Raw genomic sequence first — 15,118 nt, 5'->3', positions numbered from 1 at the left:
GGTGGGTCAGGAAGCGCTGATGGCGTTCGGGGAGGTGATGGTGATGCTGCCGTCGACGATCCCCTGCTTCACCGTGTCCAGCTCGGTCTTCAGCTCGGCGGGCACCTTGGAGTCGAAGCGGTTGAAGGGGGCCAGGCCCACCCCGTCGTTGGCCAGCGTGCCGACGTAGCCACCGGTCGGGAAGGTCCCGCTCGCGGCCTGGGTCACGTACTCCTCCACCGCGGCGGTGAGGTTCTTGGTGACCGAGGAGATGAAGTAGTCGCAGTAGTCGGCGGCCGACTCGCACCCGTCGGTGTCGACCCAGATGAGGTTCAGCGAGCCACCTGCGGCCTCGGCCGCCGCCCCGGCGCCGAGCCCGGCCTGACCGGCCACCGGCATGATGATGTCCGCGCCCTGGCTGGCCAGGGTCTCGGTGATCTGCCGACCCGCGGCCTGGTCCTGGAAGCTGTTGGCGAAGCTGCCGCCCTGGGGGTTGTTCTCGTCCCAGCCGAGGACCCGCACCGAGGTGCCCTTCTGCTGGTTGTAGTACTGCACGCCCTCCCAGAAACCGTCCATGAAGATCGTCACCGGCGGGATCGGCAGCCCGCCCCAGGTGCCGACGGCGCCGGTCTTGGTCATGCCGGCGGCCAGGTAGCCACCGAGGAACCCGGCCTCGGCGGTGTTGTACTGCATGCCGTAGACGTTGGGCAGCGAGGAGGAGGAGTCGATCTCGGCGAACTGCTGCTCGGGGTTCGCGGTCGCCACCTCCTTGATGTTGTCGGCCATCAGGCCGCCGACGCCCACGATGGTGTCGCAACCGGCCTGCACCGAGCTGTTGAGGTTCGGCGTGTAGGCCGAGTCGTCGGAGCTTGCGACGTAGGAGATGTCGATCGCGTCGTTCTTCGCCTTCGCGGCCTCGAAGCCGGCGTAGGAGGACTGGTTGAAGGAGCGGTCGTCGACGCCCCCGGTGTCGAGCACCATGCAGGCCTTGAAGGCGTCGCCCCCACCGCCGCCGGTGCTGCCGCCCCCGGCGGAGTCGGTCGGGCGCTCACCGCAGGAGGCGAGCAGCAGGGCGCCGACGGCGCCCAGGGCTGCGATGGACATCAGACGGGTGGACGGCCGGGTCGACATCGTCGGGATTCCTCCGTGGTGGCGGTGCTGTCGAAACTGCAGGGACACGCCGGAGACCACGGGTGGATCTCGGGCAGATCGTCGAACGCGACGCCATCGTACGGGCTCCCCGGGGGTCCTCCAGGCCAGGCGGATGGACGATTCGCCCACCGCGATGGTCACGATCTGGACACAGCGAACCGTCGACCACGAACCGTCGGCGACGACGACGGGCGGATCAGCGCCCGTAGCGGGTGACCTGACCGGTCCCACCGGTGGCGGGGCCGAGGTCGGCGGCCGGGGAGGCGGCGGTCGCGGCCAGCAGCCGGGTGCCGAGCTCGATGCAGGCCTCGTCGGGGGCGTAGTCGACGCGGTGCAGGTCGTAGGTCTTGCCCCCCGGGGTCCGGGTGCCGAGGCGGACCATCGCGCCGGGCAGGTGGTGCAGGTACCAGCCGAAGTCCTCCCCGCCGAGGGACTGGCGGGTGGGGGTGACCGAGGCGGGGCCGAGCTCGGCGCGGGCGGCCTCCTCCAGGACGCTGGTCGCGCGCGGGTCGTTGTCGACCGGCGGGACCCCGCGCACGATCGTCACCTCGGCGGTCACCGCGTAGGGGCGGACGATGTCGGCGACGACGCTTTCCACCAGCTCCCCGGCGTGCTGCCAGGCCTCGGTCTCCATGCAGCGCAACGTGCCCGAGATGAACCCTTCCGAGGGCACGGCGTTCGGGGCCTCCCCCGCGGCGATGACGCCCCAGGTCAGGTTCACGCCGGCGCGGGGGTCGACCCGGCGGGCGACGACCGCGGGAAGGGTGGTCACGACCTGCCCGAGCGCGAAGACGAGGTCGCCGGCCAGGTGCGGGCGCGAGGTGTGCCCGCCGGTCCCGTTGAGCAGCACCGTCACGGTGTCCGAGGCCGAGGTGATCGGACCGGCCTTCAACCCGACCAGCCCGACGTCCAGGGAGGGGTCGCAGTGCACGCCGTAAAGGGCGTGCAGCCCGTCCAGGACGCCCGTCCCGAGCACGTCGAGGGCGCCGCCGGGCATCGTCTCCTCGGCCGGCTGGAACAGCAGGCGCACCCCGTGCGGCAACCGGCCCGCGGCGTGCAGCTCGGCCAGCAGCAGACCGGCACCGGCCACGGTGGCGGTGTGCACGTCGTGCCCGCAGGCGTGCATGACCCCGGGCGTCTGCGAGGCGTAGGGCAGCCCCGTGCGCTCGGTCATCGGCAGCGCGTCGAGGTCGGCGCGCAGCCCCACGACCGGCTCGCCCGGCCCCACGTCGGCGATCAGCCCCGTCCCCGGCAGCAGCTGCACCTCCAGGCCGGCGGCCTTCAGCAGCTCCGAGACCGCGGCGGTGCTGCGGTGCTCCTGGCGGGCCGTCTCCGGATAGGCGTGCAGGCTTCGGCGCAGCCCGATCACGAGGTCGAGCTGCGGGCGCAGCAGCTCGGCGAGGGTGGGTCGCTTCATGAGACCGGTCACGCTACTCCCGCACGCCTTCCGGGTCCCGGGAGGGCGAGCCGCGGGTCAGACGACCTCGCCGCGCCCCAGCTTCTCGCACGCGGTCACGAGCTTCTTGACCTCCTGCGAACGGGCGCGGGTGGTCACCAGCAGCGCGTCGGGGGTGTCCACCACCACGATGTCGTCGACGCCGAGCAGGGCGACGACGCGACCGCTGGCCGGGACGACCACCCCGCCGGCGACCCCCTCGGTGACGACCAGACCGGCGTCGCCGAGGATGCGCGGCTCGTCGGCGTCGGCGGGCAGCAGCTCGGCCAGTGAGGAGAAGTCCCCGACGTCGTCCCAGCCGAAGGTGGCCGGCACGACGGCGACCCGCCCCTCCTCGGCCGCGGGCTCGGCCACCGCGTGGTCGATGGCGATCGACGGCAGGGCCGCCCACTGCTCGGCCAGGACCTCCTCGCGGTGCGGGGTGTCCCAGGCGTCGGCGATCTTGACGATGCCGGCGTGCAGGGCGGGGGCGTGCCGGGACAGCAGCTCCAGCAGCACGTCGGCGCGGGCCACGAACATGCCGCCGTTCCAGCGGTAGTCCCCGGTGGCCAGGTACGACGACGCCGTCCGGGCGTCGGGCTTCTCCTTGAACTGCACGACCCGTCGCGCGTTGGGCGCGCCCTGCAGGCGCAGCCGCTTGCCGAGACGGATGTAGCCGAAGCCGGTGGCCGGGTGGGACGGCGCGATGCCGATGGTGACGACGAAGCCGCGCCGCGCGGTGACCACGGCCTCCTCGACGGAGGACTCGAAGTCGTCGCGCCCGCTGATGACGTGGTCGGCGGCGAAGGAGCCGACCACGGCGTGGGGATCGCGCCGGTGCAGGACGGCCGCGGCCAGCCCGATCGCGGCGGCGGAGTCGCGCCGGCTCGGCTCGGCCAGCACGTTCTCGGCCTTGAGCAGCGGGAGCTGCTCGCGCACCCCGTCGGCGTGCGCGTGCCCGGTCACCACGACCGTCCGCTCGGCCGTCGCCAGCGGTTCCAACCGGTCCCACGTCGACTGCAGCAGGGTGCGGCCGCGGCCGGTCAGGTCGAGCAGGAACTTCGGGCGGCTGCTGCGCGACAGCGGCCACAACCGCGTCCCGGCCCCCCCGGCGGGGACGACGGCGTAGAAGTCGCTGAGGTCGATCTGCGCGTCCTCCAGGTCCTCCTCGCCCCACACCGGCAGTCCCGGGGCGTCGTGCGGGCGGGGCCCCGGGCCGGTCGCGTCCGTCGGCTCGTGGGTCTCGGTCGGATCCTGCGTCATGAGGGGGAACCTACCGAGGGGCCGACCCCGACCGTCCCCGCTTCACCCATCCAGGCGGCGTGAGCCGGGCCACGTTCATCCCGCTCTCAGGTAAGGTAAGGCGGCGCTTCCTTTGCGGTGCACCGCCTGTGTCTCGTTCATCACAATTCCTCCGCGAGCGCGGTCCCGCACGGGGCGGGCGGCCGGAGCGCGCCTACGATGCTGTGGAAGAACGACGCCGTTCCCCGTACGAGCCTTCACCGGGCCCCTCCGGGGCAGGAGTCGCCCAGCAGGTCGACGACGCAGTGGCGCGAGCCCGCCCGCTCTCGCCTCGGAACCAGGGAGGGACACCGGTGGCCACGAGCCTCACCCCACCGCAGCAAGGCAGAACCAAGATCGTCGGCACCCTCTACCGGGGCCGCGAAGGCATGTGGTCCTGGGTGATGCACCGCATCTCCGGCGTCCTCATCTTCTTCTTCCTCTTCGTGCACGTGCTGGACACCGCGACGGTGCGCGTGTCGCCGGAGATCTACGACGGCGTCATCGGCCAGTACAAGAACCCCGTGATGGGCCTCGGCGAGGCCGGTCTGGTCGGCGCGGTCCTCTTCCACGCCCTCAACGGCGTGCGGATCATCCTGGTGGACTTCTGGTCCAAGGGGACCCAGAACCAGCGCAAGCTGTTCTACGGCGTCGTCGTCGTCTGGGCGGTGCTGATGGTGCCCTTCCTCGTCCGCCACCTCTCCATCGTCTTCTCCCACTGAGGCCGCCGACATGAGTGCTACCGAGCAGACCCCCGGCGGCTCCTACGCCCCGGCCCTGGAGACCCCGCGGTCCCCGTACAAGCGGTCCAAGGGCAACCAGACCAACTGGGAGCTCTACGGCTGGCTGTTCATGCGGATGTCGGGCCTGGCCCTGATCGTCCTCGTGTTCGGCCACCTCTTCGTGAACCTCATGCTGGGCGGCGGCATCCACCAGGTCGACTGGGGCTTCGTCGCCGGCAAGTGGGCCAGCCCGTTCTGGCAGGTCTGGGACCTGCTGATGCTGTGGCTCGCGCAGCTGCACGGCACCAACGGCGTCCGCACGATCATCAACGACTACGCCGAGAAGGACCGCACGCGGTTCTGGCTGAAGGTCGCGCTGTACCTGGCCACGGTCATCGTCATCGTCGTCGGCACCCTGGTGATCTTCACCTTCGACCCCTGCGCCTACCCCGAGTACGAGGGCACCCCCGCCTTCTGCTTCGCCCAGTAACCGACCCGGAGGCAACTCATGCAGACGCACCAGTTCGACGTGGTGATCGTCGGCGCCGGCGGCGCCGGGATGCGCGCGGCTCTCGAGTCGGGCCAGCGGGCCCGCACGGCGGTCCTCACCAAGCTCTACCCCACCCGGTCCCACACCGGCGCGGCCCAGGGCGGCATGTGCGCCGCCCTCGCCAACGTCGAGGAGGACAACTGGGAGTGGCACACCTTCGACACCGTCAAGGGCGGCGACTACCTCGTCGACCAGGACGCGGCCGAGGTCATGTGCAAGGAGGCCATCGACGCGGTCCTCGACCTCGAGAAGATGGGCCTGCCCTTCAACCGCACGCCCGAGGGGCGCATCGACCAGCGCCGCTTCGGCGGGCACACGCGCGACCACGGCAAGGCCCCCGTGCGCCGGTCCTGCTTCGCGGCCGACCGCACCGGGCACATGATCCTGCAGACCCTCTACCAGCAGTGCGTCAAGCACGAGGTGGAGTTCTTCAACGAGTTCTACGTGCTCGACCTGCTGGTCATCCCCACGGCCGAGGCGAAGACGGGCTCGGAGATCGAGGGCCTGGCCGACCAGCCCGGGCTCAAGACCCCGCCGACCAAGGGCACCCCGGGTGACCAGCGTGTGGCCGGGGTCGTCGCCTACGAGCTGGCGACCGGGGAGATCCACGTCTTCCAGGCCAAGTCGGTCGTGCTGGCCACCGGCGGGGCGGGCAAGGTCTTCAAGACCACCTCCAACGCCCACACCCTCACCGGTGACGGCATGGGCATCGCCTACCGGCGCGGGATCCCGTTGGAGGACATGGAGTTCTTCCAGTTCCACCCGACCGGTCTGGCCGGGCTCGGCATCCTGCTCTCGGAGGCCGCCCGCGGTGAGGGCGGGATCCTCCGCAACGCCGACGGCGAGCGCTTCATGGAGCGCTACGCCCCCACCATCAAGGACCTCGCGCCGCGCGACATCGTCGCCCGGTCGATGGCCAACGAGGTGCGCGAGGGTCGCGGCGCCGGTCCGCACAAGGACTACGTGCTGCTCGACCTGACCCACCTGGAGCCCGCGCACATCGACGCCAAGCTCCCCGACATCACCGAGTTCGCCCGCACCTACCTCGGGGTCGAGCCCTACACCGAACCGGTGCCGGTTTACCCGACCGCGCACTACGCCATGGGCGGGGTCCCGACCAACGTCGAGGCGGAGGTGCTGCAGGACAACGACCGCGTCGTCCCCGGCCTCTACGCCGCCGGCGAGGTCGCCTGCGTCTCGGTGCACGGGTCCAACCGGCTGGGCACCAACTCGCTGCTGGACATCAACGTGTTCGGTCGTCGGGCGGGCATCGCCGCGGCCGAGTACGCCCAGCACGCCGAGTGGATCGCGCTGCCGGAGAACGCCGAGGCCGGTGTCGTGGCGTCACTGCAGAACCTGCGCGACCGGCCGGCGACGACCGACCGCGTCGCGGCGATCCGCAAGGAGCTGCAGGACACCATGGACGCCAACGCCCAGGTGTTCCGCACGGAGGCGACGCTGAAGCAGGCGCTCACCGACATCGAGCGGCTCAAGGAGCGCTACGCGACGGTCGCGGTCCAGGACAAGGGCAAGCGGTTCAACGTCGACCTCCTGGAGGGCCTCGAGCTCGGCTTCCTCCTCGACCTGGCCGAGGTCATGGTCGTGGGCGCGCTGGAGCGCAAGGAGTCCCGCGGCGGGCACTTCCGCGAGGACTACCCCAACCGTGACGACGTGAACTACATGCGCCACACGATGGTGTACCGCGAGACGGCGGCGGACGGTTCCACCGGGACCCGCATCGACTTCAAGCCCGTCGTCCAGACCCGCTACCAGCCGATGGAGCGCAAGTACTGATGAGCACCACCGAACAGAGCCCCGAGGAGACCAACGGCGAAGCCGGGTCGGCCAAGTCGGCCGAGCGGGCCAGCGAGGTCGGGGACAAGGCGCAGCCGCGCGACGCGGCCGGGACCGCCCCCGCCGGGGAGATCCCCTCCTTCGAGGTCACCCTCAAGGTGCGTCGTTACGACCCCGAGCGGGACGAGGACGCGCGCTGGGAGGAGCACCACCTCACCATGTTCGGCACCGACCGGGTGCTGGACGCGCTGCACAAGGTGAAGTGGGAGACCGACGGCTCGCTGACCTTCCGTCGCTCCTGCGCGCACGGCGTCTGCGGTTCCGACGCCATGCGCATCAACGGGCGCAACCGCCTGGCCTGCAAGGTGCTGCTGAAGGACCTGGACCTGTCCAAGCCGATCACGGTCGAGCCCATCAAGGGTCTGCCGGTCGAGAAGGACCTCGTGGTCGACATGGAGCCCTTCTTCGCGGCCTACCGCGAGGTCATGCCGTTCCTCATCGCCAAGGGTGCGGAGCCGACCCGGGAACGCATCCAGTCCCAGGCCGACCGCGAGGTCTTCGACGACACCACCAAGTGCATCCTGTGCGCGGCGTGCACGTCGAGCTGCCCGGTGTTCTGGAACGACGGCCAGTACTTCGGCCCGGCCGCCATCGTGAACGCGCACCGGTTCATCTTCGACAGCCGCGACAGCGGGTCGGACCTGCGCCTGGAGATCCTCAACGACAAGGAAGGGGTGTGGCGCTGCCGCACCACCTTCAACTGCTCCGAGGCCTGCCCCCGTGGGATCCAGGTCACCAAGGCGATCGCCGAGGTCAAGCAGGCGCTCATCTCCCGCGCCCTCTGAGCGGCGGTCCTGCGGGACCCCCGAACGTCGACGAGGCCCCCGGTGCACGTGCACCGGGGGCCTCGTCCGTGCGTCTCGTCCCTCTGGGGCGCGGCCGGGGGGAGCTCAGCGGGCGCCGACCTCACCGGTGCTGAGGCGCAACGGCGTCGGCGGCGGGTAGGGCGGGCGCCGGTGCCCCACGTGCCAGCCGAGCTGCCACAGGAAGTGCCCGAAGGTCCCCCGTCCGCGGATCGCGAGCAGTTTGCGCAGCATGGTCACCGCGCCCGGCTCACCCCCGGACGGGGAGGTCGTCGACGTCTCCGCGACCGGGTCCACCGACTGCTCCACGACGTGGGCGTCGACGCCGGCGTACCGCTGCTGCAGCCAGGCCTCGGACGCGCCGTAGTTGTACCCCTGCCGGTACAGCCGGCCCATCGAGGCGCGCAACCGGATCTCGACGAGGGCCTCGGCGCAGAACACCAGGGAGTAGCCCGCGAGCTGCAGGCGCCAGCTGAGGTCGGTGTCCTCCAGGTACAGGGCCTCCGGGTCGAATCCCGAGACCGCGTCGAACGCGGCCTTGTGCAGACCCATGTTGCCCGCGCCCGCGTGCGGGAGGTACGGCGGGAACGGGGAGTTCTGCAGCCCGTCCTGCTGGTCGGCCGCCCGCGCCTCGCGGGCCCACGGCGCGTTCAGCGCCTCCATCCCGAACCGCCCGGCGACGACCGGGGCCGTGAGCAGCGCGGTCCCCAGCGCCTGCAACCAGTCCGGGTCGACGACGTCGTCGGCGTCGCAGAAGGCCAGCCACTCCCCCGCCGCCTCCGCGGCGCCGACGTTGCGGGCCGCCCCCGCACCCCGGCGCGCCGAGGCGTCCACCCAGCGCAGCCCCGGCAGCCGACCGGTCCAGGCCGCGACGAGGTCGCGGGTGCCGTCGGTGGACCCGTTGTCGCAGACCAGGACCTCGAAGGAGAACGTGGTGCGCTGCGCGGCGAGCGCCGCGAACTGCTCGACCAGCGTGTCGGCCGCCTGGTAGGTGGCGATGACGACGGAGAACTGCACCTCGACCCGGTGCCGCGGCGCGGAGCCGGGCTCGCCGTTCACCGGCGGCCCCCGAGGACGGCCCGCGGGTCGGGCAGGTCACCCCACACCGAGCGGACGGCCGGAGCCTCCGCCAGCAGCGAACCCATCGTGGTGAAGCGCCAGGACTCGCCCCGCCCGGCGAGCAGCGCCAGCGCCTCGCGCAGCACGGCCGCCCGGGAGAAGCGCGGGAGTTCCTCGGCGGGCGAGGTCTCCGGGTCGCCGCGCCGGTCGTGCAGCAGGACCACGGCTCCCGGGCGCAGCGGGGCCACGACCCGGGCCGCGAGGGCGGGAACCTCGTCGTGGACCCAGTCGCTCGCCCATCCGGACCAGAGCACGATCTCGAGCCCCAGCCGACGGAAACCCCGGGCCTGCGCGAGGGTCTGCGCCCCGTAGGGCGGCCGGAAGAACCGGACCGGGGTCCCGGTCAGCTGCTGCAGGCGCTCGCGTCCCTCGCGCACGCGGGCGACCGCCGTCGCGGTGGAGACCTCGGTGAGGCGGGAGTGGTCGATGCCGTGCAGGGCGACCTCGTGGCCCTCGGCCAGCATCCGGGCCACGAGTCCCGGGTGCTTCTCGGCCTGGTCGACCAGGACGAAGAAGGTGCAGCGCAGACCGTCGGCGGCCAGCAGGTCCAGCAGGGGCGGGGTCTGCTCCGGATCCGGACCGTCGTCGTAGGTGAGCGCCGCCACGGCCTCGCCGGCCTCGGCCCGGACGATGGTGGTGACGGGCCGCAGCAACCGTTCGAGGGGGGCGGGCAGCGCGTCGGACCCCACGGCCCGGCCACCGTTGGCGAAGTCGCTGAACACGCGGCGCCGGACGAGCAGGTCGGGCCCCGACGTCGTCGGACCCGCCGTCCTCGCAGTTCCTGCCATCTCATCCCCCACCCCGGAGCCGCTCCAGGCGGTCCTCCGTCCGAACACGTCGAACCCCCCGTCGACGCCCGTCGATAGTAGGCCGGAGGCGCCACCGCCGACCGCCCGGTTCCCGAGCTTTCTGGAGCGTTCGGGTGGAGTTTCGCCGGTCGGACGCACGGAAGTTACCGAGGGCAATCGCCACCTACGCACCGTCGGCGGCGGGGGGCTGTCCGGGGGTCCCGACGGAAACGCTTGACCGGGCCGGGATCGTCGCGGAGTGTGGAGGACGTGACCCCGATGGCGGTACCGGTGCTGGTCGGGATCGTGGTGCTCGCCGTCGCCGGTATCGCCAAGATCCGCCGCCCCGGCCCGACCGCGGTCGCCCTGCGCCGCGAAGGCGTCCCGGTGGGGCCCGGCGGGGTCCGGGTGCTGGGGGCCGCCGAGATCGCCCTCGCCGTCGCCTGCCTGGCTCCGCTGCCCGGGGCGGTCCTGCTGCTCGCCGTCGCCTACCTCGGGTTCTCGGCCTTCGTCGCCCGGGGGCTGGCCCGGCCCGGGGGGACGGCGCTGGGGTGCGGGTGCTTCGGGCGCGACGACGTCCCGCTCACCCGCGCCCACCTCGGCCTGACCCTGGTGCTGGCCGCCTCCGCCGCTGCGGCGTGGGCCACCGGGTGGGCAGGGCTCGGCCCGTTGCTGGCCGCCGGGCCCGCCGTCCTCACCCTCGCCCTCCTCACGCTCGTCGGCAGCGGTCTCGCGCTGCTCGTCCTCGTCGACCTCCCCCGCCTGCGAACCCGGAGCAGCTCATGACCGTGCTGATCGTCGCCGTCGTCGGCCTGACCCTGGTGGTGGCCCTGCTCGGGCTGCTGGTCCTGGGCCTGCTGCGCTCCCACGCCGAGATCCTCAGGTCCCTGCACGAGCTGGGGGCCGGACGGGAGGACACCGCCCCCGGCCGCGGCGAGGGCGCCCCGGACTTCACCGTCGGCGAGGGCGTGCAGCGTCCGGCGGCCGCGACGGGCGGCCGGGCCTCCGCCGCTCCCCCGGTCAGCGGGGAGACCCCCCACGGCGACGGGGTCCAGCTCGACCTCGGTCGGGAGCAGGGACCGGCCACCCTGGTGGCCTTCCTCTCCAGCGGTTGCCTGACCTGCCGCGACTTCTGGGACCGGTTCGGCGAACCCGACCTCGACCTGCCCGCGGGGATGCGCCTGGTCGTCGTCACCCAGGGTCGCGACCGGGAGAGCGTGACCGCCGTCCGCGCGCTGGCCCCCGCCGGGGTCGACGTGGTCATGTCGAGCCCGACCTGGGCGGCCTACGACGTCCCCGGCTCGCCCTACTTCGTGCTGGTGGCGGGCGGGCGGGTCGTCGGCGAGGGCAGCGCCACCGGGTTCGAGCAGGTGCGTCGGCTGGTCACCCAGGCGGTGGGCGACTCCTCCGCCGGCCCCGGAGGCCCGGGAGGCCCCGGCCGGACCGACCAGGACGATCCCGTCCGGGTCGACGCGGAGCTGCGGGCGGCCGGGATCGACCCGGGGCACCCGAGCCTCACCCTGACGCCCGTCGACCGGCATCGGTGAGCGGCGTGGATCCGGCGCTCGCCCTGGGGCTGCTGGGCATCCCGGTGACCGTGGTCGCGGCCCTGCGCGCGACCTGGTCGCCTTGAGGCGAGTCGATGCTCTCCAGCATCACCCCGCTCGGTGAGCGGGGCCGCGCCTCCCGCTGGTCGGTCACGGCCGGCGCCTACCTCGTCGGCTCCCTGGCCGGCGGCACCGTCCTCGGCGCCCTGCTCGGCCTGCTCGGCGCCCTGCTGCCGGCGGGCGCCACGGCCGGGTCCGTCCTGCTCGGGCTCGTCGTCGTCGCGGCGGGGCTGAGCCTCGCGGTCGAGACCGGGCGCCTGCCGCAACCCCCCACCTGGCGCCGGCAGGTCGACGAGCACTGGCTGCGCCGCTACCGCGGCTGGGTCTACGGCGTCGGGTACGGCGCGCAGCTCGGGGTGGGCGTCGTGACGATCGTGACCTCGCCGGTCCTCTACCTGGCCCTGCTGCTGATGCTCGCGACCCGCGACGTGGCGGCGGCGACCGCGCTCGGCGCCGGGTTCGGGCTGGTGCGGGCCCTGCCGGTGCTGATGCTGCGGCGGGTCGACCGCCCCGAACGACTCACCCGCCTGCACCGGCAGCTGCAGCGGCGGGCCGGCACGGCCCGCACGGTGACCGCGGCGACCTGCGCGGGGACCGCCGCGATGGGGGCCCTCGTGCTGGGGACGGTCCTCGTATGAGCGACGACGAAGGGCGGAACCGGTGAGGGTCCAGGCGCACGGCATCGAGCTCGACCCGCCCGGGGGGTGGGAGGTGCGCATCACCCGGCGCACCGCCGAACCCCACGCCCGCGGCGCCCGCGTACGGCCGGTGCTGCACGCGGCCACCATCCCGCTGCCCGCCGTGCGCGGGGACTTCGGCGGCGGGGTCACCGCCCTGCTCGGTGCCGACGACGTGTTCGTGTCGCTGTTCGAGCACGACCCGGAGGCCTGCTCCACCCCGTTGTTCGCCGACCGGGGCCTGCCCCGCCCGACCCTGGCCGACTTCGCCCCGAACCGGTTGCAGCGCAGCATCCCCGGGCAGTGCGGGGGTCAGTGGTTCTTCCAGGTCGACGGTCGGGCGTTCTGCCTCTACGTCGTCCTGGGTTCCTGGGCCCGGCGGGCCGGATTGCTGAACCGGGTCGCCCCGCTGCTCGCCACCCTCACCCTCACGGCTGGAGTCGACGGATGACCGCCCTGCTGGAACGTCTCTCGACCGCGCTCGCCGCCCGGACCTCGCGCCGGGGTTTTCTGGCCCGCAGTGCCGTGGTCGGGTCCGCGGTGGCCGTCTCCCCGCTCGGGTACGTGCTGAAACCCCAGTCCGCCTACGCGGCGGTGTGCGGGATCGACTCGACCTGCTCCTCGGGGTACACCGTGTTCTGCGCGACCGTGAACAACGGGGTGAACCGCTGCCCCCCGGGCAGCCTGGTCGGTGGCTGGTGGAAGTCCGACGGGTCGGGCTACTGCTGCGGCGGACCCCGGTACTACATCGACTGCCACAGCTACTGCTCGTGCGGGTGCGACGGCCGGTCGCGGTTCTGCGGCGAGGGGTGCCGCAACTGCTCGTGCGGGTGCGGCCCGGCGGGGCAGTGCGACCAGCGCAAGGTGTGCTGCAACGAGTTCCGCTACGGGCAGTGCAACCAGGACGTGCGGTGCACCGGGCCGGTGTGGTGCCGCGTGGTCACCTGCACCCCGCCGTACCAGATCCCGACCTGGGGCTGCACGAGCACGTCGGCCACCGACCAGCGGACCAACAACCACTCCGCGCCCGGCCTCACCGACTGCACGGCCATCGCCCGCAAGCACACCGAGCTCGGCGGCCCCGGTGGCCCGCTCGGCGAGCAGCGGACCCCGGAATGGCCGACCGCCGACCGCGCCGGCGTCTACCAGCACTTCGACGGCGGGTCGATCTACTTCTCGGGGACGACCGGCGCGCACGCCGTCCAGGGGGCGATCCGGGACCGGTGGGCCCAGCTCGGCTGGGAGAACGCGTTCGGGTTCCCCACCACCGACGAGTGGCGCACCCCCGACGGCGTCGGTCGGTTCACCCACTTCCAGTGGGGGTCGATCTACTGGACGCCCGACACCGGGGCCAACGCCGTGCAGGGCCTCATCCGCGACGCCTGGGCCCAACTGGGCTGGGAGACGGGGGTTCTCGGCTACCCCCTGATCAGCGAGACCCGGACCCCGAACGGTCGCGGGGCCTACAACCACTTCCAGCGCGGGTCGATCTACTGGTCGCCCGCCACCTCGGCCCACCACGTGCGCGGCGCGATCCGCGACCGCTGGGCGGGCAGCGGGTGGGAGGCGGGACCGTTGGGCTTCCCGACCACCGACGAGGCCCCGGTCGCCGGCGGCGCCTTCTCCGTGTTCGAGAACGGCTCGATCTACTGGTCGCCGGCCACCGGCGCCCGCATCGTCACCGAACCGATCCGCCTCGCCTGGCTGAACGCGGGCGGGCCGGAGGGGAACCTGGGGTTCCCCTCCGGCGAGGCGCGTCCGGACGGGAACGACCGGGTCCGCCAGGACTTCCAGCGCGGCTCCGCGCGGTTGACCGTCTCGACCGGGCGGGTGGACCTGCTCCGGTGACGACGCGCTCCCACGTCCTCGCCACTCGGCGGTGACGTCGCGGTCGGCTGCCGGTCAGCTGAACGAGGCCTGCACGACCCGACCGCCACCGGGGCGGGCGAACCGCGAGCGGCGCACGTCGCGGGAGACGAAACCGCGGGTGATGAACCGGTCGGTGCCGTCGAAGCGCGGCGCGAACGGCGAGCGGCCGTGCATGGCCCGCAGGTTGTCCAGGAACAGCACGTCGCCCGGCTGCAGGACGACCGCGTGCCGGTGGGCCACGTAGATCTCCAGGACGCGCTCGAAGAGGGCCTGGGCCCGCTTGGTGATGCCGTGCATCAGGTCCTGGTCGACCAGCATGGTCGGGTCGTCCGGGTCGCCGGAGAGGATCGACAGCGGACCGCGCACCTCGCGGGTGTCGAGGTACTCCGCGAAGGACTCGTCGACCAGCGTCGTCCACAGCGGGCGGAACAGCTCCAGCATCTCCTCGGCGTCCAGGTGCGCGGTGAGGTCCAGGGCCCGGAAGGCGTAGGTGGCGGCGTCGGCGTCCCCGCGCAGGCAGCCCAGGACGACGTAGTCGGGACGCAGGTCGGAGAAGCACTGCTCGGTGTGCGCCTCCAGCTCCACGCGCGACCCCTGCGACTGCTGGGTCGCCGCGAGCTTCGGGTTCGGGACCATGTCCTGCAGCAGGTGCCCGGAACCCTCGGCGGCGTAGCCGATCATCTGGCCGAGCACGTGGGACAGGACCGCCTGCTGGCGGGCCAGCAGCGAGGTCGAGCCGATGCCGGCGCGGTTGTCGGTCGGGGTGGCGGGCAGGTCGCCCACCTCGAGGCCGCGCACGACGAGGACCCCGGTGTCGGAACCGTGCTGCTCGAAGGCCCACAGGGTCTCGACCACCTCGGCGGGCAGCTCGCGGGCCAGCACCCGGGCCTGCCGGGAGAAGTCCTCGGGGACCTCGACCGCGCTCGCGGTCAGGCGTTCACCGAGGGCGGCGATCGCGGCGCGGGTGGGGGCGTCGACGCTCAGGATCGACGGCACCGCGCTCGTGGCGGTCAGGTAGGGGGACGAGAGCACGGTGCACCTCCGGAGCCGGTTCGACCCGCGATCACGGGCCAAGACCGACGTTAGCGGGCCCGCGATGGACAGTCTGCCCACCGATGGGGTCAGACCGACGACAATCTGACCGCTCGATTCGACAGCCGGACCTGAACGGTCGCGGGCCCCGCCCTCGGTGGAGGACGGGGCCCGCGATCATCGCGAGGTCAGCGCTTGATCATCCCGTGCGGGTCGATCACGAACTTCTTCGGCGCCCCCGCATCGAACT

Annotated in this window: 15 protein-coding genes; 9 read left to right on the top strand and 6 right to left on the bottom strand. The window is 72.8% G+C overall.

Annotated elements, in window-relative coordinates; all coding sequences use genetic code 11:
- Window positions 1-6: 6 nt before the first annotated feature.
- The 3 genes from ACFFKU_RS15840 to ACFFKU_RS15830 all read right to left on the bottom strand — a co-directional run bounded on the left by ACFFKU_RS15840 (window position 7) and on the right by ACFFKU_RS15830 (window position 3,829).
- Complete coding sequence (locus tag ACFFKU_RS15840) at window positions 7-1,083, bottom strand: BMP family lipoprotein (protein WP_380139421.1); 1,077 nt, start codon at window positions 1,081-1,083, stop codon at window positions 7-9.
- A 244-nt stretch (window positions 1,084-1,327) separates the two neighbouring features.
- Window positions 1,328-2,548: an amidohydrolase gene (locus tag ACFFKU_RS15835; protein WP_380139419.1), complete on the bottom strand. Its 1,221-nt coding sequence runs from the start codon at window positions 2,546-2,548 to the stop codon at window positions 1,328-1,330.
- 57 nt (window positions 2,549-2,605) lie between these two features.
- Window positions 2,606-3,829, bottom strand: coding sequence for a mannose-1-phosphate guanylyltransferase (locus tag ACFFKU_RS15830; protein ID WP_380139418.1), 1,224 nt, complete (start codon window positions 3,827-3,829; stop codon window positions 2,606-2,608).
- A gap of 332 nt (window positions 3,830-4,161) precedes the next feature.
- On the opposite strand from ACFFKU_RS15830, the gene sdhC reads away from it, so the two are divergent.
- The 4 genes from sdhC to ACFFKU_RS15810 are packed head-to-tail and all read left to right on the top strand — an operon-like array spanning window position 4,162 to window position 7,758.
- Complete coding sequence (sdhC, locus tag ACFFKU_RS15825; RefSeq protein ID WP_380139416.1) at window positions 4,162-4,569, top strand: succinate dehydrogenase, cytochrome b556 subunit; 408 nt, start codon at window positions 4,162-4,164, stop codon at window positions 4,567-4,569.
- A 10-nt stretch (window positions 4,570-4,579) separates the two neighbouring features.
- Window positions 4,580-5,059: a succinate dehydrogenase hydrophobic membrane anchor subunit gene (locus tag ACFFKU_RS15820; protein ID WP_380139414.1), complete on the top strand. Its 480-nt coding sequence runs from the start codon at window positions 4,580-4,582 to the stop codon at window positions 5,057-5,059.
- An 18-nt stretch (window positions 5,060-5,077) separates the two neighbouring features.
- Window positions 5,078-6,913: an FAD-binding protein gene (locus tag ACFFKU_RS15815; RefSeq protein ID WP_380139412.1), complete on the top strand. Its 1,836-nt coding sequence runs from the start codon at window positions 5,078-5,080 to the stop codon at window positions 6,911-6,913.
- Window positions 6,913-7,758, top strand: coding sequence for a succinate dehydrogenase iron-sulfur subunit (locus tag ACFFKU_RS15810; protein ID WP_380139410.1), 846 nt, complete (start codon window positions 6,913-6,915; stop codon window positions 7,756-7,758). Before ACFFKU_RS15815 ends, ACFFKU_RS15810 begins: the two co-directional genes overlap by 1 nt.
- Window positions 7,759-7,863: 105 nt before the next feature.
- On the opposite strand, the gene ACFFKU_RS15805 is transcribed toward ACFFKU_RS15810, so the two are convergent.
- Together ACFFKU_RS15805 and ACFFKU_RS15800 are read right to left on the bottom strand one after the other, a co-directional pair.
- Window positions 7,864-8,835 carry a glycosyltransferase family 2 protein gene (locus ACFFKU_RS15805; RefSeq protein WP_380139409.1) on the bottom strand — a complete coding sequence of 324 codons (972 nt, stop codon included), beginning with the start codon at window positions 8,833-8,835 and terminating at the stop codon, window positions 7,864-7,866.
- The gene (locus ACFFKU_RS15800) at window positions 8,832-9,683 is read right to left on the bottom strand and encodes a polysaccharide deacetylase family protein (protein WP_380139407.1); all 852 of its coding nucleotides are present in this window, start codon (window positions 9,681-9,683) and stop codon (window positions 8,832-8,834) included. Before ACFFKU_RS15800 ends, ACFFKU_RS15805 begins: the two co-directional genes overlap by 4 nt.
- Before the next feature lie 279 nt (window positions 9,684-9,962).
- Between ACFFKU_RS15800 and ACFFKU_RS15795 the strand changes: the two genes are divergently transcribed.
- From ACFFKU_RS15795 to ACFFKU_RS15775, 5 genes are all read left to right on the top strand, one after another.
- A complete protein-coding gene (locus tag ACFFKU_RS15795; protein WP_380139471.1) occupies window positions 9,963-10,469 on the top strand; it encodes a MauE/DoxX family redox-associated membrane protein in 507 nt (168 codons plus the stop codon).
- Window positions 10,466-11,230, top strand: a complete 765-nt coding sequence (locus tag ACFFKU_RS15790) for a TlpA family protein disulfide reductase (RefSeq protein WP_380139405.1) — start codon at window positions 10,466-10,468, stop codon at window positions 11,228-11,230. Before ACFFKU_RS15795 ends, ACFFKU_RS15790 begins: the two co-directional genes overlap by 4 nt.
- A gap of 95 nt (window positions 11,231-11,325) precedes the next feature.
- Entirely contained in the window at window positions 11,326-11,928 is a 603-nt protein-coding gene (locus ACFFKU_RS15785) for a hypothetical protein (protein ID WP_380139403.1), read from the top strand.
- Between the two features lie 22 nt (window positions 11,929-11,950).
- Window positions 11,951-12,418, top strand: coding sequence for a hypothetical protein (locus ACFFKU_RS15780; protein ID WP_380139401.1), 468 nt, complete (start codon window positions 11,951-11,953; stop codon window positions 12,416-12,418).
- Window positions 12,415-13,815, top strand: coding sequence for an LGFP repeat-containing protein (locus tag ACFFKU_RS15775; protein WP_380139399.1), 1,401 nt, complete (start codon window positions 12,415-12,417; stop codon window positions 13,813-13,815). Before ACFFKU_RS15780 ends, ACFFKU_RS15775 begins: the two co-directional genes overlap by 4 nt.
- Before the next feature lie 54 nt (window positions 13,816-13,869).
- Here ACFFKU_RS15775 and ACFFKU_RS15770 read toward each other — a convergent pair whose 3' ends face one another.
- Window positions 13,870-14,868, bottom strand: a complete 999-nt coding sequence (locus ACFFKU_RS15770; protein WP_380139397.1) for a TauD/TfdA family dioxygenase — start codon at window positions 14,866-14,868, stop codon at window positions 13,870-13,872.
- Window positions 14,869-15,118: the final 250 nt, after the last annotated feature.

It is taken from the genome of Kineococcus gynurae (assembly GCF_042433995.1).
Taxonomy (GTDB): Bacteria; Actinomycetota; Actinomycetes; order Actinomycetales; family Kineococcaceae; genus Kineococcus; species Kineococcus gynurae.
This window is presented reverse-complemented; position numbering and strand designations above follow the sequence as displayed.